The following is a 24750-nucleotide window of genomic DNA, read 5'->3' as shown; positions in this document are numbered from 1 at the left end:
CTTCGCGCGCCCCCTCAAGGGGGCGCATCCAGTGGCCCGGCAAAGCCGGCTCCACGGATGCCGCTCGGCCAGGCACTAGCCTGCCCACCGTGTGCCGTCCGATCGTTGTCTTCCTCGGGGACCGCTCATGAGACTTTCCACCGCCAACCTCTACGACGCGTCCATCGCCAACCTGCAGCGACGCCAGAATTCGCTGCAGAACCAGCAGCTGCAGCTGACGTCGGGCAAGCGCATCGCGCTGGCCAGCGACGACCCGACCGGCGCCGCGCGTGCCGAGCGTGCGCTGGCGACCATAGGCCGCGTCGATGCCAACCAGCGTGCGCTGGAAGCCAGTCGCAACAGCATGACGCTCGCCGAATCGGCACTCGGCGACGCCAACGAACTGCTGCAGCAAGCCCGCGAGACGCTGGTCTCAGCCGGCAATGGCACCTACACCGACCCTGAGCGCCAAGGCCTGGCCAACAAGCTCAAGGGCTTGCGCGACCAACTGCTGGCCATCGCCAACCGGCCTGACGGCGCCGGCGGCTACATCTTTGCGGGCCAGGGTTCGGCCAACCCGCCCTTCCTGGACCAGGCCAGCGGCGTCGCCTACGTGGGCGTGGCCGGCAACATCCAGACCGGCAACCTCGATGACTTCCAGCTCACCGTGGACGGCCGTGGCGCTTGGGAACAGGCACGCAGCGGCAACGGCAGCTTCGTCACCGAGGCCAACCCCAATTCCATCGACCCCACGCAGCCGGCGCGCGGCTGGATAGACGCAGGCCGCGTCACCGATCCGCCGCGCGTGACCGGCCACAACTACCGCGTCGACATCGTCGGCACCGCGCCGGCACAAACCTATACCGTCACCGACATCGATGCCGGCGGCGCCGTCGCCTCGGGCACGTTCACGTCGGGCCTGGCCATCCAGTTCGATGGCATCAGCGTCGCCATCGGTGGAACGCCCGTGGACGGGGACAACTTCTCCATCGCGCCGGCCACCAACAACCTGAAGCTGTTCGACGTGCTGGACCGCGCCATCAACGAGCTGAACACGCCGCTGCGCAACAGCGCGCAGATCCAGCAGAGCAACGTCGGCCGGCTGCGGGACCTCGACGCGGTGATGGGCAACCTGCAGAGCACGCGCAGCCAGGTCGGCGAGCGGCTCAACAATCTGGACGGCACCGAGACCCGGCTGGCAGGGCTGAAGCAGTACAGCACCGAAGAAAAGAGCGCCGCGGAGGACCTGGACATGGTGCAGGCCATCTCGGACTTCCAGAACCAGCAATCCGGCTATGACACCGCGCTGAAGACCTACGCCATGGTGCAGCGCATGTCCCTCTTCCAATACATCACTTGACCACCCCCTACGGCCTTACGGCCGCCTCAAGGGGGCACTCCCGACGGCCCGGCGGAGCCGGATCCGTGGGAGTCGCCGGGTAACGCCGACAGTGGGGCCGATCGTGAAGCTGTCACGATTTGCCGCCATGGCCAGCGAGCGGGCATGGCAGACTGCCGCAATCACCGCATCCTGCGCCGCGCCATGTCCGACAACGTCCCCGCCGCCCTCGACCACGCCATCCTGCCCGGCGTCGCGCTGGGCTATGCCCCCGTCATCGACCGCCAGCGCGCCATCGCCGGCACGCGGCTGACGCTGGTGCCGCTGCGTGCAGACGCCAACATCGACCACGCCGAGCTGCTGGCCGCGCTGACCGCCGCCTTTCCCAAGGGCGGCACCGTCCTCAGCCCGCAGGGCGAGGCCTTGCTGACCGCGCTGCTGCAGCAGCCGCCGGCCGAGCCCGCGCAGATCGAGGTGCCCGCTTTCATCGCCGCCGACGCGGCCCATGCCGACACCATCGCCGCGCTGAAGGGCGCCGGCCACACGGGTCTTTTGAAGGGCCTGCCCAGTTCCCCCCTGGCCGCGCCAGTGGCGGCCGTCTTCAAGCAGATCGTGCTGGAGCCGGGCCAGAGCGCGCCGGCCGGCACCGAGCTGGTCTGCGCCGGCATGCGGGGCGCCGCCGCCATCGACGACGCCTTCAAGGCTGGCGCCACCGCCGTCATCGGCTGGCCCATGGACGGCGCCTACGAAGCCGAGCCGGGCACCAAGACCGAGATCGCCGCCGACCTGCAGGTCATCATGGAGCTGATGTCGCGCGTGGACGAGGGCGAGGACGTCGAGCGCCTGGAACAGACCTTGAAGCGCGACCCCAGCCTGGCCTTCAAGCTGCTGCGATACATGAACTCGGCCGCCTTCGGCCTGCCGGTGGAGGTGTCCAGCTTCCGCCACGCCATCATGCTGCTGGGCTATGCACGCCTGAAGCGCTGGCTGGCGCTGCTGCTGACGACCGCCAGCAAGGACCACAGCATGCGGCCCATCATGTACGGCGCGGTCCGCCGCGGCCTCATCATGGAAGAGCTGGCCGCCGGCATGGAAGAGCGCGAGATGCGCGACGAGATGTTCATCTGCGGCCTGTTCTCGCTGCTGGACCACATGCTGAAGGCGCCGTTCGAGAAGCTGCTGCAGTCCATCCCCGTACCCGAGCGCGTGCGCCAGGCCCTGGTGGACGAGAGCGGCCCTTTCCTGCCCTATCTGGAACTGGTGCGCGCGCTGGAGTCGGAGTCGGTGTTCGACTACCGCGAGCGCGCCGACGCGCTGATGATCGGCGCCGGCGAGGTCAACGCCTGCGTGCTGCGCGCGCTGCACAAGGCGGCCCAGCTGGAATGACACTGGGACCCCTCGCCCAATCTCGCGCCGCTGGACGCGCGCGAGCCTGGTCGGTCCCCCGCGGGGACGGCGATGCTCGCGGCATTGAGCCGCACGCACATCGCCACAACGGGCCGGCTTGGGAGCGGCCCGGCGCCCGGCCCGAAATGAATCACCGGGTCGGATGACTGACGCCCATCCCACCGGCTGAACCATGTTCGGCCAGCCCCCCTCACCCGCGCTGCTGGACCTGGTCGGCGACCCGGTCCTGACGCTGCGTTCCGACCTGTCGGCGCTGCGCGCCAACCCCGCGGCCCGCGCCTGGCTGGGCACCGATGCCGCCGAGGGCTGGCGCCTGCTGCGCCAGGCCGCCGGAAGCCGGCTGGAAACCTGGCTGCGCGATGCGGCCCACGCCATCGACACCGGCCGCGCGCCGCCCCCTGCCCCGCCGCTGAAGCTGGCGGACGGCCAGCGTGCAACGCTGCACCTGCTGCGCGACCGCCCCAACTGGCTGCTCCACGCGCGGCTCAGCGCCGCCGACCCGGGCGAGCCGCCGCTGGGCGAATGGATGGCGCTGTCGCCGCTGCCCATGCTGCTGGCCGACGCCGCCAGCGGTGCCGTGCTGCGCCACAACGCCGCGTTCAGCCAGCTTTGCGCCGGCACGCCGCGCCAGCTGAACGACCTGCCCGACCTGCTGCAAGCGCTGCTGGGCTGGAGCCGCGGCATGCCTGTGCCCGCGCTCAGCAGCCTGCGCGCGCCGGACGGCCCGCTGGTCACCGAGGCCGAGTTCGTCGACCCGCAGGGCCGCCACTGCTGGCTGCAGGCGCGGCTGCGCTTGTGGCGCCAAGACGGCCGTACGCTGCTGCAGGCCGTGCTGGAGGACCAGAGCCTGCTGCATGAGCGCGACCTGGCTCATCAGCAGCTGGACGCGCTGATGGACACCGCCGCCGTGGGCCTGGCGACCTTCCAGCCGGAAGGTGGCTGGTTGAAGGCGCACCGCAAGAGCGCGCCTTTCAAGGGTGCCGGCAAGGGTGGCGTGGGCTCGCTGCAAGGCATCAGCCGCGACATCGTGGAACCGGCCTCGCTGCCGGAGTTCGAGCGCCTGCAGCGTGCGTTGAAGAAAGGCGACCCCGTCGAGGTGCGCTATGCCGTGCGCCACCCGGAGCTGGGCCGGCGCTGGCTGCTGACGCGCGTGGCACCGGGCCTGCTGGCCGGCGGGCGGCGCACCACGTCGGTCGTCACGCTGGACGTGACGGCCCAGGCCCAGGCCGAGAACGCGCTGCTGCTGCGCGCCGAGAGCGAACGCGCGGTGCTGGACTCGGTGCTGGTCGGCATCGTCACCGTGGGGCCGGACGGCATCGAGTGGATGAACCGCTCGGCGCGGCGCATGTTCGGCTGCGAGCTGGAGGACGTGCTGGGCCAGCCCATGGGCGTGCTGGCGCCGGAGGACAACGAGCATGCCTTCCACGCCGAGCCCGGCAGCGACGTGTTCGAGTGCCGGCTGCGCGGCCGCGACGGGCGCGAGTTCTGGGTCATCGGCAACGCGGTGCAGACGCCGCGCGACGACGGCGCGGAAGGCGGCACGCAGCTGACCTATGCGCTGCTGGACATCGACCGCCGCCGCCAGGCCGAGGCGCAGAGCCGGCTGGCGCAGGCGTCGCTGGCGCGCATCATCGAAGGCGCGCCCATGGCCATCACGCTGCACGAGGCGCACAGCCTGCGCATCGTCAAGTTGAACCAGGCCGCCGCCGCGATGGGCGGCCGCAGCGAGGCGCAATTGCTGGGCAGCGGCCCCGAGGCCTTGTTCGGCGCCCAGCAGGGCGAGCGCGTGGCCGCCGACATGCGCGAGGCGCTGGCGTCACTGGCCGTCGTGCAGCGCGAGTACCAGGTGCCCGCCGGCAGCGGCACGCGCGTCTGGGACACGCGGCTGCTGCATCTGGCGGGTGTCAGCGGCGACGACGCGCCTGAGCTGCTGCTGCTGGTCGCCAGCGACGTGACCGAGCAGCGCGCCGCCGAGCAGGCCCGGCTGCAGGCCGCCATCTCGCAGCGCGAGTTGCTGGTGCGCGAGGTGCACCACCGCATCAAGAACAACCTGCAGGGCGTGGCCGGCCTGCTGCAGCAGATCGCCGCGCGCCGGCCCGAGGTGGCGCCGGTGCTGAAGGAGGCCGTGGGCCAGGTGCAGGCCATCGCGCAGGTCTACGGCCTGCAGGTGGGCGCCAGCGGGCCGCTGGTGCTCAAGCGGGTGTTCGATGCCATCGTCGGCTCGGTGCAGCGCGCGCAGGGCCGCGTCATCACCACCACCGCCGAGGGCGGCGCGCTGCTGGACGACTGGTGCCTGCCCGAGGCGGAGGCCATCCCCATTGCGCTGAGCCTGAACGAATTGCTGGGCAACGCACTGCGCCACGGCGACGGCGCCGCGGCGCGCTGCCAGCTCATCTGCGACCCGGCCGGCGTCACGGTCGAGATCGTCAACACCGGCCACCTGCCCGACGGCTTTGAGCTGCAGAACGTGAGAAGCGGCGTGTCCGGCCTGGGCCTGGTGCGCGCGCTGCTGCCGCGCCGCAGCGCCATCCTCAGCCTGGAACAACAAGGCACAGACGTGCTGTGCCGGCTGGAATTGATTCCACCCAGCGTGGTTCACAATCCGGCCACAAAACCAAGTTCGTGAGGGGCGCGGTGAGCAAGGGCAAGATCCTGGTCGTCGATGACGACCGTCTGGTGCTGGCGACATTGAGTTATGGGCTGACGCAGGCCGGGTTCGAGGTCATCGACGCCGACAACGGCGACGACGCCATCCTGCTGGCCAGAGAACACCGGCCCGAGCTGGCGCTGCTGGACATCCGCATGGAGGGGCTGACCGGCTTCGACGTGGCCGCCTACCTGCGGGAGTACCTGCAAACGCCCTTCATGTTCCTGTCCGCATTCACGGACGAGGCCACCGTCGCCAAGGTCAAGGAGCTGGGCGCCGTCGCCTACCTCGTCAAGCCGCTGGACATCTCGCAGATCGTGCCCGCCGTGGAAGCCGCATTCGCGCGCGCCGCGGCACCCGAGCCGGTGGCCAGCCCGCCGGCACCGCCGCCGACCGAGTTCCCCACCACGCTGGACCCGACGGCCATGGCCGTGGGCGTGCTGATGCACCGCTATTCGCTGCCGCGCGACGAGGCACTGGCCCGGTTGATGAGCCTGGCCGCCGCCGATGGGCACAGCGTGCCCGAGCAGGCGCGGCGCATCGTCGATGCCGTCGAGCTGCTGGCAAGACCCGGCACGCGCTGACGCCCTCACCCGCGCTCCCCCGCCCTCACAGCGCGCGTATCGCGCCGTCCAGCAGTTCCAGCATCACCTGCACGCGCATCGGCTGCGTGCGCCGGCGCGCATAGACCAGGTGTGCGATCTGCGCCGGCCCGGCCCAGTCCGGCAGCAGCCGCACCAGCTCTCCGCTGGCCAGCAAGTCCTTCACCATCCAGCTGGGCTGGAACGCGATGCCGGCGCCTGCGCGCACCGCGTCCAGCAACGCAACGGCGCTGTTGACGCGGTAGCGCGTGGACAGTGGCACGTCCACGGTGCCCACCGGCCCAGTGAACGGCACCGTCTCTGCTTCGCCCTGCAGGTAGCGCAAAAAGGCATGCGGCGCGAGTTCGGCCAGCGCCTGCGGCTCGCCGTGGCAGCGTACATAGTCGCGTGACGCGACCAGATAGCGCGGCCAGACGGCCAGCTGCCGCGCCACCAGGTCCGGCGGCACCTGCGCGCCGATGCGCACGGTCAGGTCGAAACGCTCCTCCACCGGGTCGACGAATCGGTCGTCCAGCATCAGGTCGAGCTCCAACTTCGGGTAGCGCTGCAGCGCCTGCAGCATCAGCCCGTGCAGGTGCAGCTCGCCCAGGGCCACCGGTGCGGAGATGCGCACGCGGCCCTGCGGCTCGCAGGTGCGCGCGTCCAGCGCGGCCACGGCCTCGTCGTAGTCGTCCAGCAGGCGGCGGGCGCTGTCCAGAAAGCGCGCGCCTTCGTCGGTCAGCAGCACGCGCGCCGGGCTGCGCTCGAACAGCCGCGCGCCCACCGACGCTTCCAGTGCCGCCACCAGCTTGCTGACGGTGGGCTGCGTCGTCGCCAGCGAGCGCGCCGCGGCCGACAGGCTGCCCAGGTCCGCCACGCGCACAAACGCCTTCAACGCCCGCAGCCTGTCCATGTCTCCATTCCAATTTCGAATGCTTGGCGTTCGATTCTGCCGGCTTCCATCAAGACTTCGAATGAAGAACCATGGACGCCATGACGACCTCTTCCCTTCTTGCCCGAGCCGGTTCGCGGCTCACCCTCTGGCTGGCGGCCACCGCCGCGGCGACCGGCGCGCTGGCCCAGTCCGCCCCCACACGACCCGCCGACTGCACCGCATGGCGGCCCAGCTGGATCGCCAGCCCCCAGCCACTTTGGGACGAACGCCTGCCGCTGCCACTGGGCATGCCCACGCGGCTGGACGAAGTCACGCTGCGCCAGTCGCTGCGGCTGAGCGTCGGCGGTCCGCGGCTGCGGGTGGTCGTCGGCAACGAGTACGGCGTGCAGCCCCTGCGCATCACGGGTGCCAGCGTCCGCATTGAAGGCGAGGCGCAGGCCATGCCATTGAGCTTCGAGGGACGCACCGCCGTCGTCGTGCCGCCCGGCTCGCGATGGCTCAGTGACCCGCTGGAGCTGCCCACCCGCGGCGGGGAACGGTTGCAGGTGGACCTGCACCTGGCTGCAGGCACGGCGCTCGCCAGCTTCCACTGGGACGCGCGCGACCGCAGCGAGCTGCTGAGCGCCGACGGCACGAGCACCACGTTGAGCACGCGCGCCTTCCTCGCCGAGGTGCAGACGGCCGGCAGCGGCACCGCGGTCGTCGCCATCGGCGACTCCATCACCGACGGCAATGCCGCCACACCCGGCGCCGACCAGCGCTGGCCCGACCACCTCGCGCGCCGCCTGGCCGCCCAAGGCATCGCGGTGCTGAACGCCGGCATCTCCGGCAACCGGCTGCTGCGCGATGGCATGGGCAGCAGCGCCCTCGCCCGCTTTGACCGTGACGTGCTGCGGCATTGCGGCGTGCGTGCCGTCGTCGTGCTGCTGGGCACCAACGACATCGGCTGGCCCGGCGGCCTGTTCGCGCCGCAAGAGGCATTGCCAGACCTGCCGGAGCTTTCGGCGGGGTTCGAGGCGCTGATACGGCAAGCCCGCGCACGCGGCGTGCACGTCATCGGCGCCACGCTGCCGCCGTTTCGCGACGCACTCAAGGGCACGCCGCTGGAGGGCCACTACAGCCCGCAGAAGGAAGCGTTGCGCCAGGCGCTGAACCACTGGATACGCGAGGCCGGCGCCTTCGATGCGGTAGTGGACTTCGACGCCGTGCTGCGCGACCCCGTCCAGCCCGACCGCCTGCGGCCCGACCTGGACTCCGGCGACCACCTTCACCCCGGCGACGCGGGCTACCGCGCGATGGCCAAGGCGATTGTTCTGCCGCTGCTGCTGGAGGCCCGCCTTCAGCCCAGCGTGAAGTAAAAGCGCGCGCCCTCGCCCACGGCGGACTCGGCCCAGATGTCGCCGCCGTGGCGCCGCACGATGCGGCGCACCAGCGCCAGACCCACGCCCGTGCCCTGGAAGTCGCTGGCGCTGTGCAGGCGCTGGAACACGCCGAACAGCCGTTCGGCGAAGCGCATGTCGAAGCCGGCGCCGTTGTCGGACACGACGTAGACCTGCCGCCCACCCTGCTCCACGCTGCCGAAGCGGATCTGCGTGCATGGCAGCTTGGCGCTGTACTTCCAGGCATTGCCCAGCAGGTTCTCCAGCACCATGCGCAGCAGCGTGGGGTCGCCCTGCACGGTCAGGTCGGGCTCGATGTCCAGCTCCAGTTCGCGCTGCGGCGCGGCGCGCTTGAGCTCCTCCATCACGTAGCCGGCCTGCTGCGACAGGTTGACCGGCTGGCGCGCCAGCGGCCGCGTGGACAGCTGGGACAGCGACAGCAGCGCGTCGATCATGCTGTTCATGCGCGCCGCGGCGCTCATGACGCGGTCCAGGTGGTCGTTGCCGACGCGGTCCAGCCGCGCGCCGTAGTCCTCCTTGAGGATGCGCGCAAAGCCCTCCACGACCCGCAGCGGCGCGCGCAGGTCGTGCGACACGGTGTAGCTGAACGACTCATGCTCCGCGGCCAGGTCGCTGGTCGCCGGGGGCACCGCCACCGCAGTCTCTTCGGGTCGTGCCGTGCCCGCAAAGCCGGCGAAATGCCCCTGGCCGTCCATGCACGGCAGGCCGCGCAGGCGCCAGCGGGTGCCGCCATCGACGATCAGCAGCTCGGTGAACGGCTGGTGGGCCTGCACGCGCTCGCGAAGTTCACTCGCCTGCTCCGCCGCCGGGAACTTCTCCCACAACAGCTGCGTGCTGCCGCACGCCCCCACCCAGCTCGACGACGGCGCGCCTTGCGGTGCCTGCCAGCGCACCAACCGGTGCTGGGCATCGGTGGCCCATTGCCAATCACGTTGCAATTGGTGCTGCAGGTGCAGCTGCTGGCGCACCTCACGCAGCGGTTCGGCCAGGCGCTGGCGCGTCAGCCGCACGCCTGCATGCCAACCCAGAGCGGCGGCTACCAGCACCATCAGTCCAGTGAAGAAAGCCGTCAGCACCAGGGCGGCATGCACCAGGCCCACGTCGCCGCCCCAGACGCGCACCAGCGCGAGGACGACCAGCACGCCCAGCAGCAACATCAGCAGCGCGGCGGCCGCCAAGCCCAGGACCAGCAAGCGCATCGGCATCCGACGCTCCAGGCGGCGCGATGCCGCGCTGTCGTCGCTGAGACTCTTCATGCGCGGCATTGTAGGCAGCGCTCACTGGGGGGACGGTGCATATGCACCACCGCGTCGGCGGCGCTGTTTTCGTGCATTTCTTCGCGCTAGCCCCCCCACCCCCTCGCGATACATTTCTGAACAAGCCCGTGCTCCGTTCGCCCATGACCGCCTCCTCCCCCGCAGACCTGCTCGATCCCGAAGCGATCGCTCGCCTGCGCGAGCTCGACCCGAGCGGCGGCAACAAGCTGCTGGAGCGCGTCGTCGCCGCTTTTTCCACCTCGCTGGACCGCCTGCTGCCCGACCTGGCACGCGCCCGCGCAGGTGATTCCCTGGATCTGACCGTCGTCCGCCACGTGAGCCACACCTTGAAGTCCTCGTCGGCCAGCCTGGGGGCGCATGTGCTGTCCGCGCGTTGCGCGGACATTGAAGCGATGGCCCGGGAAGGCCGTACCGAAGGGCTTTCTGAACAGTTGGACGCTATGCTCCAGGACATCCAACAAGTACGCACGGCCCTGGCCGCGCTGCTTTGACGTCCCGCCCCATGCCGTCCCCCGGTCAAGCCATCGACGATCTGCCTGCGCGCCCTCGCGTCCTGCTCGTTGACGACGACGAGGTCAATCTGCTGCTCACCGCCGCGGCGCTGCGCGAGCGCGGCTTCGAGGTCACGGAAGCCTCCAGCGGCAGCGCGGCGCTAACCCAGCTGTCCACGCACGCGCCCGACGTCGTCGTGTTGGACGCGCTGATGCCCGAACTGGACGGATTCGAGACCTGCTCGCTGCTGCGTGCCACGCCGGGCTTTGAATCCTTGCCCGTGCTGATGCTGACCGGCCTGGACGACGAGGCCTCCATCAACCGCGCCTACCAGGCGGGCGCGACGGACTTTTTCGTCAAATCGTCGCAGTGGAGCCTGCTGGACGGCCGACTGCGCTATCTGCTGCGCAGTTCGCGCACGCGGCTGGAGCTGGAGCGCAGCAAGGCCCGCCTGGCGCGTGCACAGGACCTTGCCCGCATGGGCAGCTTCGAGTGGAAGCGCGACACCGCCGGCAGTTTCGTGATCTCCGCTGAAGGCCTGCGTGTGTTCGGCCGTGGCCCGCAGGACCGGCTGGATTTCGTCGGCGTCATGCGCATGGTGCCGGCGGATGACCGCCACGTGTTCCTGCGCCGGCTGCGCGACGTCGTGGCCCACACCTCCGTGCTGATCACCGACCTGCCGTTGACGCTGCCCGACGGCCGCCAGCGCGTCGTGCACATCGAGGCCGAGCCCGAGTTCAATGAACAAGGCCTGCTGAACGGCTACACCGGCATCCTGCAGGACGTGACCGACCGCCGCCAGGCTGAGGACCGCATCCGCCAGCTGGCGCACTTCGACGCGTTGACCGGCTTGCCCAACCGCCGCCAGCTGATCTGGCGCGTCGAGCGCGCCATTGAAAGCGCGCGCCGTGGCGGCCACGAGGTGGGCCTGCTGCTGATCGACCTGGACCGTTTCAAGGTCATCAACGACACGCTGGGCCATGCGGCCGGCGACGAGTTGCTGATCGAGGTTGGCCGGCGCCTGCGCAGCTGCGTGCGCCACTCCGACCAGATCATGGAAGGCGTGCTGGAGGGCCTGGGCAACCGCAGCCACCGCGGCCTGGAGGCCGTCGGGCGGCTGGGCGGCGACGAGTTCGTCGCGCTGCTGCCCGAGGTGGCCGACGAGCGCGACGCCGAGCGCGTGGCGCAGCGCGTGCTGGATGCGATGCGCGAGCCCATCTTCGTGGGCGGCCAGGAATGCTTCGTCACGGCCAGCGTGGGCATCGCTCTGTACCCGCGCGACGGCCAGACCATGGCCGACCTGCTGCGCAACTCCGACGTGGCCATGTACGCCGTCAAAAGCCAGGGCCGCAACGCCTCGGCGGTGTACTCGCCACAGCTGGCCGGCCACGGCAAGCAGAAGCTGGAGCTGGAAAGCGCGCTGCACAAGGCGCTGGAGCGCAACGAGATCGTGCTGCACTACCAGCCCAAGATCGACGTGCGCGCGGCCCGCATGGTGGGTGCCGAGGCGCTGATGCGCTGGCAGCGCGGCAACGTACTGGTGCCGCCGGCCGACTTCATCCCGCTGGCCGAGGAAACCGGCCTCATCGTGCCGCTGTCCGAGTGGGCGCTGAAGGAAGCGGCCCGCCAGGCCAAGCTGTGGTCGCTGCAGTTCGGCTTTGCCGACTCCATCGCGGTCAACCTGCCCAGCCGGCTGTTCGAACGCACCGATCTCGTCGAGCACATCCACCAGTGCGTCAGCGCCTATGGCGTGCCGCACCGGTCGATCCAGCTGGAGATCACCGAGAACAACCTGATGAAGGACCTGCAGAACGTCATCCCGTCTCTGCACCGCCTGAACGAAGTGGGCGTGGAGATCTCCATCGACGACTTCGGCACCGGCTATTCATCGCTGGCCTACCTGACCACGCTGCCCATCTCCGAGGTCAAGATCGACCGCACCTTCGTGCGCGACCTGGGCATCACGCCGCAGAGCTCCGCCGTCGTCACGGCCATCATCGCGCTGGCCCGCGCCCTGGGTCTGCGCGTCATCGCCGAGGGCGTCGAGACGCTGCGCCAGATGGAAGTGCTGCACCGCCTGGGCTGCTCGCTGATGCAGGGCTTCCTGTTCAGCAAACCCCTGCCGCCCGACGAGCTGGAGCGCTGGATCGCCCAGACCGTGCTGCCGCGCAAGGCGCCATGGATCACGCAGGCCGACGGCACCGCCGACCTCGTCCGCGGTCAACGCTAACCCTTTTCCTCGCTGAACGATGCGTTCCACGCTTCCGCCGGCCCAGCTCGCCAAGGCGGCGTTGCAACGCCTTGCCCAGGCGCGGCTGGAGCCCACGCCCGAGAACTACGCCCGTGCCTACGCCATCGAGGCCGGTGGCGAGCCTGGCCCTGCCGCCAACGGCGGCGTGCCCGAGAAGCTGCAGCAGCTGATGTCCAAGCTGATCAGCCTGGCCCTGCCTTCCGGCGCCTCGCGCCAGGACCTGCAGAGCGCGCTGCGCGAGCAGCGGCTGGACGAGTTGCAGCGCCAGGTCGACAAGCTGCTGGACACCGCCGGCCCTGGCGCCCAGGCCGAGGCGCTGGCGCAGGCCATAGAGCGCCTGGTGCGCGGCCTGGAACGCGGTGGCAAGCACTGGACGCTGGCGCGCAAGAAGGACGGCATCAGCCGCGTGCTGGAGCTGGGCCGCAGCGACAGCACCAAACTCGTCAAACGGCTGGGTCAGCTGATCGCCAGCTGGGACAAGGACGGCGACGGCAGCGGCGTCGAGACCGATGACGAGGGCGGCACGCCCAGCCAGTTCTTTGCCGAGAGTGCGTTTGCCGATACCGGGTTCCGTGAATCAAGCGGCTTTGGCGAGCTGAGCCGCACCGGCACGCGTGACAGCGGCGCCGCGCCGTTCGACGCGACCCCGTGGCTGGACATCGGCGGTGAGCTGAATGGCACGGTACGTCATGCGCTGCGCTCACCGCAGACCGAGGCCACGCCCGCCGATGCGCTGATGCGCGAACTGGATGCGGCCCAGGCCGAACTGAAATCCGGTGGTGCCAGTCCCGAGCGCGCCGCGCAGATGGCCGCGCTGTGCCTGCGCGCCCGCCACCTGCTGGACCACCGCCGCCACCTGTTCGACGAGCTGGGCGGCCTGTGCCGCGAGTTGAGTGGCAGTCTCGTGGATCTGGCCGAGGATGACTCCTGGGCGCGTGGCCAGGCCGAGGCGATGAACAACACCCTGGCGCAAGGCCTGTCGGGCCGTGGCGTTCGCACCGTGTCCGAACTGCTGGCCGGCACACGCGAACGCCAGCGCGCGCTGCGCGAGGAGCGCAGCAAGGCGCGTGACGCGCTGAAAGGCCTGATCCAGCGCATGCTGGCTGAACTGGGCGAGCTGGGCCAGCACACCGACCGCTTCCAGAACAACGTGGGCCGCTATGCCGATGCCATCGAGCAGGCAGACTCGTTGGAGAGCCTGGCCGGCACGGTGCGCGAGATGGTCGAGGAAAGTCGCAGCGTGCAGGGGCTGGTGGCGCAGACTCAGCAGCGTCTGACGCTGGAGCACGACCGCGCCGCCGCGCTGACGCAGCGCGTGGACGAGCTGGAGGGCGAGTTGCGCCGCCTGTCCAACGAAGTCCACACCGACCAACTGACCCAGGTGGCCAACCGCCGCGGGCTGATCCAGGCGTTCGGCATCGAGCAGGCCAAGGCCGAGCGCGAGTCCACGCGCATGGCGCTGGCGCTGCTGGACATCGACAACTTCAAGAAGCTCAATGACAGCCTGGGCCACCATGCCGGCGACATCGCGCTGAAGTCGCTGGCCGAGCGCACGCAGGCCTCGCTGCGCCCCGGCGACATGGTGGCGCGCTATGGCGGCGAGGAGTTCGTGCTGATGCTGCCAAACACGCCGTTGGACGAGGCCCAGCTGGTGCTGGTGCGGCTGCAGCGCTCGCTGTCGTCGGCGCTGTTCAACCACGAGGGCAAGGACGTCTTCGTGACCTTCTCGGCCGGCGTGACGCTGTACCGGCCCGGCGAGACGCTGGAGGCCGCGCTGGACCGCGCGGACGTGGCGCTCTACGAGGCCAAGCACACCGGCAAGAACCGGGCCTGTATCGCCGAATGAATGCGCTCGCGCTGCTGCTGGCCCTGGGCGCTGGCGCGGCGGCGCAGGGCACCACACCCCCGGTCGTGCTGTGCACCACCGAATTCCCGCCCTATGTCAGCACGGAGCTGCCCGACGGCGGTCGCATCACCGCGCTGGCGCGGCGCGCCTTCGCTGAGGGCGGCCTGACGGTCGAGACACAGCAGCTGCCCTGGGTGCGTGCCTTCGCGCTCGCCAAGGGCAGCGGCTGCCTGCTGCTGACGCTGTGGCGCAACGACGAGCGCGACGCACTCTTCCGCTATTCATTGCCGGTGGCGCGCATGGAGCTGGGCCTGTTCGTGCGCGGCGACCGCAAAGAGCCACTGCCGCCCGACGCCACGGTGGCCTACCAGCGCGGCTCCTACCTGCCGCCGGCACTGGCCGCGGGCCGATACAAGCTGCACGAGGTGCTGGACCCGCGGGTCGGCGTGGAGATGCTCAAGCGCGGCCGCGTGGACGCGGTGTTCTCAGAGCGCGAGACCTTGGATCACCTGCTGCTCCGCCAACCGGCGCTGGCCCAGGGCATTCGCTGGCACGCGCCCGCGCTGGAGGTCAAGACCACCCACATGGCCATCAGCAAGCAGCACCCACAGGCGGAGGCCTGGCTGGAGCTGCTGGATCGCGAGATCCGCCGCTCGGTCAGAAATTGAAGGCCAGGCGCAGCCCGCCCCAGTGCCGCCCCTTGACGACGATGGGCGCGGCGGCTTCCTTCAGCAGCACGAAGCGGCCGCCGCCCATGTCGCGACGGTAGGTCTGCAGCAGGAAGGGCCGCGTGTTGCGCGCCGAGGCCAGCCCCGTGCGGTCGTTGAAGATGCGGCGGTAGCGGCTGTTGGCCGTGTTCCAGACCGTGTCGCCCGGGCGCTGCGGCTGGCAGTACTTGCGGTTGTGCGTTGCGATGTAGCCGTTGCGGTCGGCCGAGATGCAGAACACGATCTTGTCACTGAAGCCCAATGTCTTCTCCTGCACCGTCGGGAACAGGCGATCGGTGAGCTGGCAGAAGCGCGTCGTGGACTGCTGGGGGTTGGTGCCTTCGATGGCCCGGTAGTTCTCGTCGAACAGGTCGGACTCGCTGATCTGGCCGTCGCGCAGCGCGGCCTCCAGCAGCTCGCTGATCTCGGCCGCGGCCGACTGCGCGGCGCGGATGAAGGGCATGTCGTCGACCTCGACGCCGCTCTCGGCGATCTGCTCGACCAGCACCTCCGACATGCGCAGGAAGCGGTCGCTGCCGTCGAACGCGACCTTCAGGCTGTGCGACGCTTCCGACACTTCGCGCCCCAGCTCGTTCGCCTGCTGGTTGAGCAGCTGCATCTGCTGGCCGCTGTCGGCGGCCGACACGGAGATGCGCTGCACGTCCTGCTCGACCTCGTGGAAAGCGGCGTGGATCTGGCTGGGCTTGGCGGGGTTTTCGGTCAGCTCGGCGCTGAAGCGGTCGATACGGGTCTGCAGCGTCGCGATGGCGCTGACGATGGCCTTGGACGACGCCTCGACCTGGCCGGCCAGCGCCTTCACCGCCTCGGCAACGACGGCGAAGCCGCGGCCGGCATCGCCCGCGTGCTTGGCCTCGACTGCCGCGTTGAACGCCACCAGCCGGGTCTGCAGCGAGATCTTCGTGATCTCGGCGGCGGCGTCGGACACCTGCGCCAGCGTGCTGGCCATGCCCACCACCTCGCCGCCCACGACGCCCAAGGCGCCACGTGCGCGCTGCACGGCCGCGGAACTCTGCGCGGTGGCCGTGGCGATGGCAGCCTGGGCCTGGCTGATCTGGTCGAGCTGCAGGGCCAGCGCCTGCATGGCCTGGCCCTGGGACTGCACGACGCGCTGTGTGTCTTCCAGCGCCCCGCGCACCTCGGCGGCATCCTTGCCGACGGTGGAAATGGAGCGCGACAGCTTCTTGACGACGTTCAACGCCGCGCTGTCGTCTCGGCGGACAGGCTCTTCGCGCGCTGTCTCGGAAGCCGACGAGACTCCGACCTTGGGCCACCTGAGCATGCGTTTGTCCCCTTGTTATCTGGCTGGGGACACCATCGTCAGTGCCCCGTATCTACCAATCGCGCAGCTTAACGCGCAACCTTGCAATCGACTGACTGTGCAACTGACACACGCGGGACTCCGTGACCTTGAGCACAGCCGCGATCTCCTTGAGATTCATGTCGTGCTCGTAGTACATGCTCATCACGTACTGCTCGCGCTCCGGCAGGTTCTTGATGGCGGCCACCAGCGCCTCGCGCATGCGATGGTCCTGCAGCTGCGCCATCGGGTTGGCGCTCTCGTCGGCGACGTGGCGGTCGAGATAGTCGTTGTCGCCGTCGTCGCCCGACATGTCTTCCAGATAGACCAGCTGCGTGCCGCGCACCTTGCCCAGCAGCTCCTGGTACTCGGCCAGCGGCAGCCCCATCTCCTTGGCGATCTCTTCTTCCTTGGGCGCGCGGCCCAGGCGCTGCTCGACCTTGTGCACCGCAACCTCGATCTCGCGCTGCTGGCGGCGCGTGCCACGGCTCATCCAGTCGCCGCCGCGCAGCTCGTCAAGCATGGCGCCGCGGATGCGCTGGGTGGCGAAGGTCTCGAACTGCACGCCCTGCTCCGCATCGAAGCGCGACAGCGCGTCGGTCAGGCCGATCAGGCCTACCTGGATGAGGTCGTCCACCTCCACGTTGGCCGGCAGCTTGGCGATCATCTGATGCGCCAGGCGTCGAACCAACGGGCTGTACTGCTTGATCAGCGTGTTGTTGTCGAGGCGGCCTTTGGGCGTGTACATGTTCTGCTCCCGGCGGAGATCAATGCGCTGCAATCAAACGGGAAGACACCGCGCGCGCCGGGCGCAGCAGGGTCGCATGGGAGGCCGCGTCGAGCGCCGCCCCTGGGGGAGCCGCCAGCAGCAGCTCGCGGGCCAGATGGCGCAGCTCGGGTGTCAGCGGCGCGTGGTGCGTGCGGGGGTCCATGCAGGCCCAGTCACGCAGCACCGCGCCGAGGAAGCCGTCGGCGCAGGAATGCAGCTGTTGCGCGATGCGGGTGGCCACGCGCAGTTGGGGTTGGCAGGCCATGAGCAGACTGTAGACCAACAGCCCCGCCCTTTGTGTGAGCCATTTCATACCGGCGTAGGCCTCGGTGACGCTGTGCGGATCTGTATCCGCCAGCAACAGCGGGCGCACCTCGCGCAGCGCAACGACGCGGGCCAGCTCGGCCGCAGGCGCGTGCAGCAGGATGACGTCGGCCTCGGGCGCGGCCTCGGCCACGGCCTCCAGGAATGCGGCCGCCGAACCCTGGGCGTTGATATGACGCAGGGGCAAGCCGCGCGCAGCAAGATAGGACACGCGCGGCGACAGCCGTTCAATGCAGTTGGACAGGTCCACCTGCGCCAGCTCGGACGGCTGTGGCGACAGCTCGCCGGCGTCCACCACCAGCGTGTGCAGGTTCAGTTCCGCGAACGCGGCGCACAGGCCTTCCAGCATGACGCCGGCGCCCATCACGCGCGGGTTGCTGACGACCGGCACGAAGCGGGTCTTGTTCGCCGCGAACAGGCGGCGAAGACCGTGGGCTTGGTCTTGCATCATGCTTGCCCCTCGTCCAAGGAGTACCTTGGCCGGTCCCCCGAGGGGACGGCGATGCTCGCGGCATTGAGCCGCTCACACATCGCCATGACGGGCCGGCTTGGGAGCGGCCCGGCGCCCGGCCCGCTCAACGAAAGAAGTGTCATCGTCGACATCAGTGGACAGCTCGCATGCCATCGATCAGCGGAGCGCCGGCGAAGATGAGGTTGACGTCGGTGTTGTCCATGCGCCAGGCGCCGGCGGCCGGGCTCTTCAGCGCGCGCTGCACCAGCGCGACGCTGGGCAGGCGGTGCCAGTCTTCCGGCACGCGCTGGCCGTTGGCCACGCCCAGCACCTTGAGTTTGTGGCGGATCAGCGTGTCCAGCGCCGGGGCCAGCTTGACGGCCTCGTCGATCTTGCTGAGCACCACGCCTTCGCAGGCCGCGCCCTTCCAGGCGCTGACGACGTCCTCGATGGTCTCGCCCTGCTGCGCGGCGTTGATGACCAGCAGCTTCTTGATGCTGGGGTGGGCCAGCATCTCCAGCAGTTCCTGCGTGCGGGTGTCGCGCTGGGCCATGCCGGCCGTGTCGATCAACACCAGCTTCTTGCTGGACAGCAGGTCCAGCAGGTCGTCCAGCGACGCGCGGTCGTGCGCGGTGTGCACCGGCACGCCCAGGATGCGGCCGTAGGCGCGCAGCTGCTCGTGGGCGCCGACGCGGTAGGCGTCCAGCGTGATCAGGCCCAGCTGGCCGGCGCCGTACTTCGTCGCGAAGTGGGCGGCCAGCTTGGCGGTCGTCGTGGTCTTGCCGACGCCGGTGGAGCCGATCAGCGCGAACACGCCGCCGCGGTCCTCGATGGCGGGCGCGGCCTCGTCGGTTTGCAGGTTGCGCGACAGCACATGGGCGGCCCAGGCGCTCTCGTCGGCCGGGTCGGTGGGCGAGCCGGCGCGGAAGTCGGACGGGCAGCTCTCGGCCAGCTTGCGTACCAGCGCCGGCGAGAAACCCAGTTCCAGCAGCTTTTGCGTCAGGCGCGCCTGCACGGGCTGGCGCTGCAGCTTCTCCATGAAGGCCAGCGACGAGAAACGCTCCTCGATGAGGCCGCGCATCTGGCGCAGCTCGGAGGCCATGTCCATCTGACTGCGCTGTGTGGCCGTGGGCTGGCCCGGCAGCGGCATGGGCTCCGCCACCGAGATGTCGCTGAGCTGCGGCACCACGCGTTGCGCAACGGCGGGGGGAATGCGGATCTCGTCGCGCAGCACGGGCGGCGCGGGGCGCGGCTGGGGCTGCGTCGCCGGCGCGGCGGCCCGGCGGGGTGCCATCGCGGCCATCGCCTCGGCGGCGCGACGCTCGCGCTGCGCGCGGGCGGCGTCCAGCGACAGAGCGGCCGATTGCGGCTGTGCCGCCGGCGCGGCCTGCACGACCGGGTCAGGCTGGCCGGTCATCTCCGCCTGGCGGCGGCGCAGCACGCGCTCGCGCACATAGTCCTGGAAGCTCAGCGTGCTCATGGCCAGCTGCTCCACGTCGCCGCCGACGCCATTGGCCTTGAAGCTGGGCTCCTGGCGGTGGGCACGCTCGGCGAAGGACGCGCGCTGCTGCGGCTGGGCGGGCTGCTGCGGCTGTTGGGGCGGCACCTGCGGGCGGGCCACGGTGCGCGGCGCGGCCGCGGCAATCTGTTCGATCTGGCCCATGCCTTCCGGCGCCATGGCCAGCACCTCGACGCCACCGGGCACCGACTTGTTGGACAGCACCACCGCGTCGCCCCCAAAAGCCTGTTTGACCAGGGCGAGCGCCTCGCGCGAAGTGGGCGCGTTGAATTTGCGGACGTTCATGCTGTGCCTCCGATGATGGAGCCGATGCGGATGGTGTGGGTTTCAGGGATCTCGCTGTGGCCGAGAACCTTGAGACGGGGCGCGGCGCGCTTGAGCAGGCGGGCCATCGGGGCGCGGATCAGGTCGGGCACCAGCAGCGTGGCGGGTACGCCGCGGTCTTCCTGCTTCTGGGCGGTCTCGGCGGCACTGCGGGCCAGCGTGTCAGCCACGCCAGGATCCAGCGCCGCGCCGTGCGGCGAATTGAGGGCCTGGGTGACCAGGCGCTCCAGTTCGGGTTCCAGCGCGATGACGTCCAGCTCGCGGGTGGAGCCGTAGATCTGCTGCACGATGGCCGGTGCGATGTGGGTGCGGATGCGGCGCGCCAGCTCCTGCGGGTCGGTGACCGCGACGGCGTTCTCGGCCAGGCATTCGACGATGGAACGCATGTCGCGCACGTGCACGCCCTCTTCCAGCAGCAGCTGGAGGACTCGTTGCAGGGTGGCGATGCTGACCATCTTGGGAATCACGTCTTCGATCAATTGCGGCGCCTGCTTGGTGAGGTGTTCCACCAGCGATTGCGTCTCCACGCGGCCCAACAACTTGGCCGCATGCACTTGCATCAAGTGTGAAAGGTGGGTGGCCACGACGGTCGAGCAATCAACGACCGTAAACCCGCTCATTTGGGCCATCTCCCGCTGCCGTTCCTCGATCCACACGGCCGGCAGGCCGAAGGCGGGGTCGGTCGTCGCGGTGCCGATGAGCTTCTGCGTCGCGTGGCCGGGGTTGATAGCCAGCCACATGCCGGGGAAGGCCTCCGCCTCGCCGACGACCGCGCCACGCAGCGAGATGCGGTACTGGCTGGGGCGCAGCTCCAGGTTGTCGCGGATGTGCACCGGCGGCGGCAGGAAGCCGACCTCCTGCGCGAACTTTCTGCGCACGCCCTTGATGCGGGAGAGCAGGTCGCCCTCCTTGGTCTTGTCCACCAGCGTGATTAACCGGTAGCCGACTTCCAGGCCCAGCGTGTCCACCGGCACCAGGTCTTCCCAGCTGGCCTCGCCGGTGCCTTCGCTGGGCGGCATGATGGGCTTGACGGCCTTGGCGGCCTCCGCGGCCTGCTCCCTGCTGCGCAGCCACCAGGCCAGATAGCCCAGGCCTGCGGCGATCAGCAGGAACACGACATGCGGCATGCCGGGGATCAGGCCCAGCGCGCCGATGACGGCGGCCGTGATGGCCAGGCTCTTCGCCGAGCCGAACACCTGCTTGCCGATCTGGCTGCCGATGGCCTTGTCCGTGCCCACGCGCGACACCACCATGGCGGCGGCCACCGAGATCAGCAACGCCGGGATCTGCGCCACCAGCGCATCGCCCACAGCCAGCAGGATGTAGCTGTTGGCGGCCTGGCTGGCGGACAGGCCGTGCTGGGCGATGCCGATGATGAAGCCGCCGACGATGTTGATGACCAGTATCAGCATGCCCGCGATGGCGTCGCCGCGCACGAACTTGCTGGCACCGTCCATGGAGCCGAAGAAGTCGGCTTCGTCGCTCAGCTCGGCGCGGCGGCGCTTGGCCTCCGCCTCGTTGATGAGGCCGGCGTTCAGGTCGGCGTCCACGGCCATCTGCTTGCCGGGCATGGCATCCAGCGTGAAGCGCGCGCCGACCTCGGCGATGCGCTCCGCACCCTTGGTCACCACGATGAAGTTGATGACCACCAGGATCGCGAACACGATCAGGCCGACCGCGAAATTGCCGCCGATCAGGAAGTGGCCGAAGGCCTCGATGACCTTGCCGGCGGCACCCGTACCGGTGTGCCCTTCCAGCAGCACGACGCGTGTAGAAGCGACGTTCAGCGACAGCCGCATCAGCGTCGTCAGCAGCAGCACGGTCGGGAAGGCCGCGAAATCCAGCGGCCGGATCATGTGGGCGGCCACCATCGTGACCATCACCGCCATCGCGATGTTGAACGTGAACAGCAGGTCCAGCACGAAGGGCGGCAGCGGCAGCACCATCATCGCCAGCACCAGCAGCACGGCGATGGGGGCGCCCAATGCGGCAATCACGCCGGCGCGCGGGCCGAGCAGGGCTTGGATCTTGGCGGTGAGCTGGTTCATGAGGCGGATCGGATCTCAACCGCATTCTTCGCGTCGGAGCGAAAAACTTGAGGTGGAGAAGCGGCGGGAAAGCCTGCTTGTTCCGAGGCCGCAAGCTGCGGCTTATTCCGCGAAATCCTCGTCCGGCTCGGGCGCCCAGCCCGGCTTGTTGTGCGGATCGAGTTCCGGCGGCACATGCGGCTTGGGCATGTCCGGCGTGTTCAGGTTGCGCGACCTCATCGCGGCGCGCAGCTGGTACACGTAGGCCAGCACCTGGGCCACGGCACCAAACAATGCTGCGGGGATCTCATGGTCGACCTTGGCGTGCGCGTACAGCGCGCGGGCCAGCACCGGCTGCTGCAGCACCGGCACCTTGCTCTCCTTGGCCAGATCGCGGATCTTCATGGCCAGCAGGTCGGCCCCCTTGGCGACGACCTTGGGCGCGCCCATCTTGCCCTCTTCGTACTTCAGCGCGACGGCGTAGTGGGTGGGGTTCATGACCACCAGGTCGGCACCGGGCACGGCGGCCAGCATGCGGCGCTTGGCCATCTCGCGCATGCGGGCGCGCACCTTGGCCTTGATCTCGAGGTTGCCTTCGACTTCCTTCAGCTCCTGCTTGGCCTCTTCGCGGCTCATGCGCAGGCGGCGCAGCCACAGCTGGCGCTGCAGCGGTACGTCAATGGCGGCGAACACCGCCAGAGCGACGGCCAGCAGCGCCAGGCCGCCCATCAGCTGCTGGCCCGCATAGGCCAGTGCCGATGGCAGCGGCACGGACATGATGCCCACGTAGGCCGCCAGCCGGTCCTTCAGCACCATGGCGCCCACGATGCCCAACACCAGCGCCAGCAGCACCGCCTTCAGCGCCGTGCCCAGGCCCTGGCCGGTGAACAGCCGCTTGAGGCCGCCCAGCGGATTGAGGTGCGTGAACTTGGGCGCCAGCGGCTTCATCGTCCAGTTCCAGCCGCCGCTGGCGAGGTTGCTGGCAATGCCCGCCACCATCAGCAACAGCCCCACCGGGCCGGCCACCATCGCGAAAGACAGCGTCATCTCGACGAGGCGCTCGCCCATGAAGCCCGGCCGCGCCAGCAGGTTGGCATCAAAGCGCAAGCCGCTGATGAGCATCTGGCGCAGCTTCTCGACGATCTGCGGCCCGCCCGCGGCCAGCACCGCGCCGCCGGCCACCATCATCGCGAAGTGAGGCAGGTCGCGGGAACGCGGCAACTGGCCGTCGGCCCGGGATCTTTCGATCTTCTTGGGCGAGGCGGGTAGGTTGCGGTCCTGTGCGTCTTGGTCAGCCATGGCGTGCTTCGCCCCATTCGAGGCGCTGACCGAATTGTTCGAGGCCACCCCGAAAACTCGAGCGAGAAAAGCGGGGTGCTCGCCCGCCTATTTCTAGCCGCCCCCCCTACTGCTGGCGTTAGGTGTGCAGGATTCCCGCCACCTCACCGGGCGGTGGCTGTGACCGGTTGTAACCTTCTCGCATGCGTCACCGCCTGCCTCGCCTGCTCGTACTGCTGGCTGCCTTGTGCAGCGACGGCCTGGCACTCGCGCAGTCATTGACGATCGAATACCGCGACAAGCCGCCCTATAGCTACACGGAGGCCGGCAAACCCGCCGGATTCCTGATGGAACGCACGGCCCGGCTGCTCAGGCGCGCAGGCATCGAGGCGAAGTTCGTGGAGGTGCCGATACGGCGCACGCTGCAGCATCTGCAGGCCAACCAGGCCGCCATCTGCTCGCCCGGCCTGTACAAGAACCCGGAGCGCGAGGCCTTCGCGCGCTTCACGCTGCCCATCCACCGCGACAAGCCGCACGTGGTGCTGGCCCATGCCAGCGCCGTTGCGCAGATCCGCGCCATTCCGCGCGTCGCCCAGCTGATCGCCGACGGCTCGCTGCAGGTGGGCCTGCTGGACGGCGTGTCCTACGGCCAGCAGCTGGACCAATACCTGGCGGCGACCGCCCGGCCGCCCGTGCGCGCGCACCTGACACCGCTGCAACTTGCCCGCATGGTGGGCGCACGCCGCGTGGACTACATGCTGATCGACGAGGAAGACCTGGGCTGGCTGCGCCGCGACGCCGAGTTTGCGCCCCTGCCCCTGGTTCGCATCGAGTTCGCCGACATGCCGCGCGGCGAACTGCGCTATCTGGCCTGCTCGCCGCAGGTGCCGGCCCAGATGCTGGACAAGCTCAACCAGGCCATCCGGGATCTGGTCCCCGAGGCTCAGGCCGACTGATCAGGCCCGGCGGCGGCGCGCGACGTACAGCACGGACAAACCCAGCGCCAGCAGCACGGCCGACATCGGCTCCGGCACGCTGGTGACCGGCTGCATCAGGTTCAGTCCTGTCTCGGACCACAGGCTGACGCCAGCGAGATCGACCGCACTGCCATCCGCCAGTTTCACGCCCTGCACGCCGTTCCAGGCCAGCGTGTGGGAGGCATCCATGAAGCTGTAGGCCACACCGGCCATCTGGTCCGTACAGCCGGACGGGCAATAGCTGTAGCCGCCGCGGCCGAAGGCCTGCGCCCAGGCCCAGGCATTCAGGCCCAGCGGCGTTCCGGTCATCAGCCAGGCGCCCATGGGCTGGGCGCCGAATTGCAGCGTATTGAACGTGACGTTGCCGTTCACATCCACCTGGTAGGTCCTGGTGCCCGAGTTGTAGAGCGTGCCGGCACCCCAGCCCGGGCTGGTGATCTGCAGACCCCAGTGGTAGTCGTTGCCGCCCTGGGCCCAGCCGCCAGCCACGGCGGTACGCGTGACGCCGGCGGTGCCTTCGAAGCGAACGGAAAAATCGACCCACACCAGCGCGCCCGCCGCCACGCCGGCCACGTTCAGCGTCATGCTGTCGGCAAATCCCCCCGAGGCGTAGCCGTAGCCGGTGCTGTCGCTCTGCGAGTACGTCGGTGGACTGGCTGTCCCGGTGCCCTGCCCCGAGGCGAACACGCTCACGAGGCCCGGCGAGACGCTGGCGAACGAGTGTCCCGTGGCAGACGCCGTGTACTGCGCATTGGTGGTCAGCGCGTAGGCGGCGTTGCTGAGGTTCAGCGGTTCCGGTTTCGTCGTGGACGCCGAGCGCTCAGCCGGCTGATGCTCCGTGCTGCCCGGCGCCCCGATCACGGAGACGCCCGCACCGGCGCGCGTCAACACGGAGGCGCTGTAGGCCTGAACGGCCAGCGGCAGCAAGCAGGCCGCCAAGGC

General features: G+C 69.7%; 19 protein-coding genes. 10 read left to right on the top strand and 9 right to left on the bottom strand.

Annotated elements, in window-relative coordinates:
• Nucleotides 1-127: 127 nt before the first annotated feature.
• The 4 genes from flgL (at nt 128) to J2X21_RS20800 (ending at nt 5956) form a co-directional block, all read left to right on the top strand.
• Nucleotides 128-1339, top strand: coding sequence for a flagellar hook-associated protein FlgL (gene flgL, locus J2X21_RS20815; RefSeq protein ID WP_310331786.1), 1212 nt, complete (start codon nt 128-130; stop codon nt 1337-1339).
• 183 nt (nt 1340-1522) lie between these two features.
• Nucleotides 1523-2704, top strand: coding sequence for an EAL and HDOD domain-containing protein (locus J2X21_RS20810; protein ID WP_310331784.1), 1182 nt, complete (start codon nt 1523-1525; stop codon nt 2702-2704).
• 193 nt (nt 2705-2897) lie between these two features.
• Complete coding sequence (locus tag J2X21_RS20805; RefSeq protein ID WP_310331783.1) at nt 2898-5351, top strand: PAS domain-containing sensor histidine kinase; 2454 nt, start codon at nt 2898-2900, stop codon at nt 5349-5351.
• Nucleotides 5352-5359: 8 nt separating this feature from the next.
• On the top strand, nt 5360-5956 hold the full coding sequence (locus J2X21_RS20800; RefSeq protein WP_310331781.1) for a response regulator: 597 nt from the start codon (nt 5360-5362) through the stop codon (nt 5954-5956).
• Between the two features lie 25 nt (nt 5957-5981).
• Here J2X21_RS20800 and J2X21_RS20795 read toward each other — a convergent pair whose 3' ends face one another.
• Nucleotides 5982-6866: a LysR family transcriptional regulator gene (locus tag J2X21_RS20795; protein ID WP_310331780.1), complete on the bottom strand. Its 885-nt coding sequence runs from the start codon at nt 6864-6866 to the stop codon at nt 5982-5984.
• Nucleotides 6867-6946: 80 nt separating this feature from the next.
• On the opposite strand from J2X21_RS20795, the gene J2X21_RS20790 reads away from it, so the two are divergent.
• The gene (locus tag J2X21_RS20790) at nt 6947-8206 is read left to right on the top strand and encodes an SGNH/GDSL hydrolase family protein (RefSeq protein ID WP_310331777.1); all 1260 of its coding nucleotides are present in this window, start codon (nt 6947-6949) and stop codon (nt 8204-8206) included.
• Here the strand turns inward: J2X21_RS20790 and J2X21_RS20785 are convergent.
• Complete coding sequence (locus J2X21_RS20785) at nt 8188-9504, bottom strand: sensor histidine kinase (RefSeq protein WP_310331776.1); 1317 nt, start codon at nt 9502-9504, stop codon at nt 8188-8190. The genes J2X21_RS20790 and J2X21_RS20785 overlap by 19 nt on opposite strands.
• 143 nt (nt 9505-9647) lie before the next feature.
• Between J2X21_RS20785 and J2X21_RS20780 the strand changes: the two genes are divergently transcribed.
• From J2X21_RS20780 to J2X21_RS20765, 4 genes are read left to right on the top strand one after another with little or no spacing between them, the layout of a single operon-like run.
• Complete coding sequence (locus J2X21_RS20780) at nt 9648-10016, top strand: Hpt domain-containing protein (protein ID WP_310331773.1); 369 nt, start codon at nt 9648-9650, stop codon at nt 10014-10016.
• A gap of 11 nt (nt 10017-10027) precedes the next feature.
• A complete protein-coding gene (locus J2X21_RS20775) occupies nt 10028-12247 on the top strand; it encodes a putative bifunctional diguanylate cyclase/phosphodiesterase (RefSeq protein ID WP_310331772.1) in 2220 nt (739 codons plus the stop codon).
• A gap of 19 nt (nt 12248-12266) precedes the next feature.
• Complete coding sequence (locus J2X21_RS20770) at nt 12267-14114, top strand: GGDEF domain-containing protein (RefSeq protein WP_310331770.1); 1848 nt, start codon at nt 12267-12269, stop codon at nt 14112-14114.
• A complete protein-coding gene (locus J2X21_RS20765) occupies nt 14111-14782 on the top strand; it encodes a substrate-binding periplasmic protein (protein WP_310331768.1) in 672 nt (223 codons plus the stop codon). Before J2X21_RS20770 ends, J2X21_RS20765 begins: the two co-directional genes overlap by 4 nt.
• Here the strand turns inward: J2X21_RS20765 and J2X21_RS20760 are convergent.
• From J2X21_RS20760 to J2X21_RS20735, 6 genes are all read right to left on the bottom strand, one after another.
• Entirely contained in the window at nt 14772-16037 is a 1266-nt protein-coding gene (locus J2X21_RS20760) for a methyl-accepting chemotaxis protein (RefSeq protein ID WP_310331766.1), read from the bottom strand. The genes J2X21_RS20765 and J2X21_RS20760 overlap by 11 nt on opposite strands.
• Nucleotides 16038-16173: 136 nt before the next feature.
• The gene (locus tag J2X21_RS20755; protein WP_310331764.1) at nt 16174-16887 is read right to left on the bottom strand and encodes an RNA polymerase sigma factor FliA; all 714 of its coding nucleotides are present in this window, start codon (nt 16885-16887) and stop codon (nt 16174-16176) included.
• Between the two features lie 19 nt (nt 16888-16906).
• A complete protein-coding gene (locus tag J2X21_RS20750) occupies nt 16907-17683 on the bottom strand; it encodes a flagellar biosynthesis protein (RefSeq protein ID WP_310331761.1) in 777 nt (258 codons plus the stop codon).
• 151 nt (nt 17684-17834) lie between these two features.
• The gene (flhF, locus tag J2X21_RS20745) at nt 17835-19487 is read right to left on the bottom strand and encodes a flagellar biosynthesis GTPase FlhF (RefSeq protein ID WP_310331759.1); all 1653 of its coding nucleotides are present in this window, start codon (nt 19485-19487) and stop codon (nt 17835-17837) included.
• Entirely contained in the window at nt 19484-21574 is a 2091-nt protein-coding gene (flhA, locus tag J2X21_RS20740; RefSeq protein WP_310331757.1) for a flagellar biosynthesis protein FlhA, read from the bottom strand. The genes flhF and flhA overlap by 4 nt, the downstream gene beginning before the upstream one ends.
• Nucleotides 21575-21676: 102 nt before the next feature.
• Nucleotides 21677-22852, bottom strand: a complete 1176-nt coding sequence (locus tag J2X21_RS20735; RefSeq protein ID WP_310331755.1) for an EscU/YscU/HrcU family type III secretion system export apparatus switch protein — start codon at nt 22850-22852, stop codon at nt 21677-21679.
• A 182-nt stretch (nt 22853-23034) separates the two neighbouring features.
• On the opposite strand from J2X21_RS20735, the gene J2X21_RS20730 reads away from it, so the two are divergent.
• A complete protein-coding gene (locus tag J2X21_RS20730; RefSeq protein ID WP_310331753.1) occupies nt 23035-23787 on the top strand; it encodes a substrate-binding periplasmic protein in 753 nt (250 codons plus the stop codon).
• Here J2X21_RS20730 and J2X21_RS20725 read toward each other — a convergent pair whose 3' ends face one another.
• Nucleotides 23788-24747, bottom strand: coding sequence for a PEP-CTERM sorting domain-containing protein (locus J2X21_RS20725; protein ID WP_310331752.1), 960 nt, complete (start codon nt 24745-24747; stop codon nt 23788-23790).
• Nucleotides 24748-24750 lie beyond the last annotated feature (3 nt).

It is taken from the genome of Roseateles asaccharophilus (assembly GCF_031458115.1).
GTDB lineage: Bacteria > Pseudomonadota > Gammaproteobacteria > Burkholderiales > Burkholderiaceae_C > Pelomonas > Pelomonas asaccharophilus_A.
Note: the sequence above shows the minus strand (reverse complement) of the source record. Positions and strands in the feature narration are given on the sequence as shown.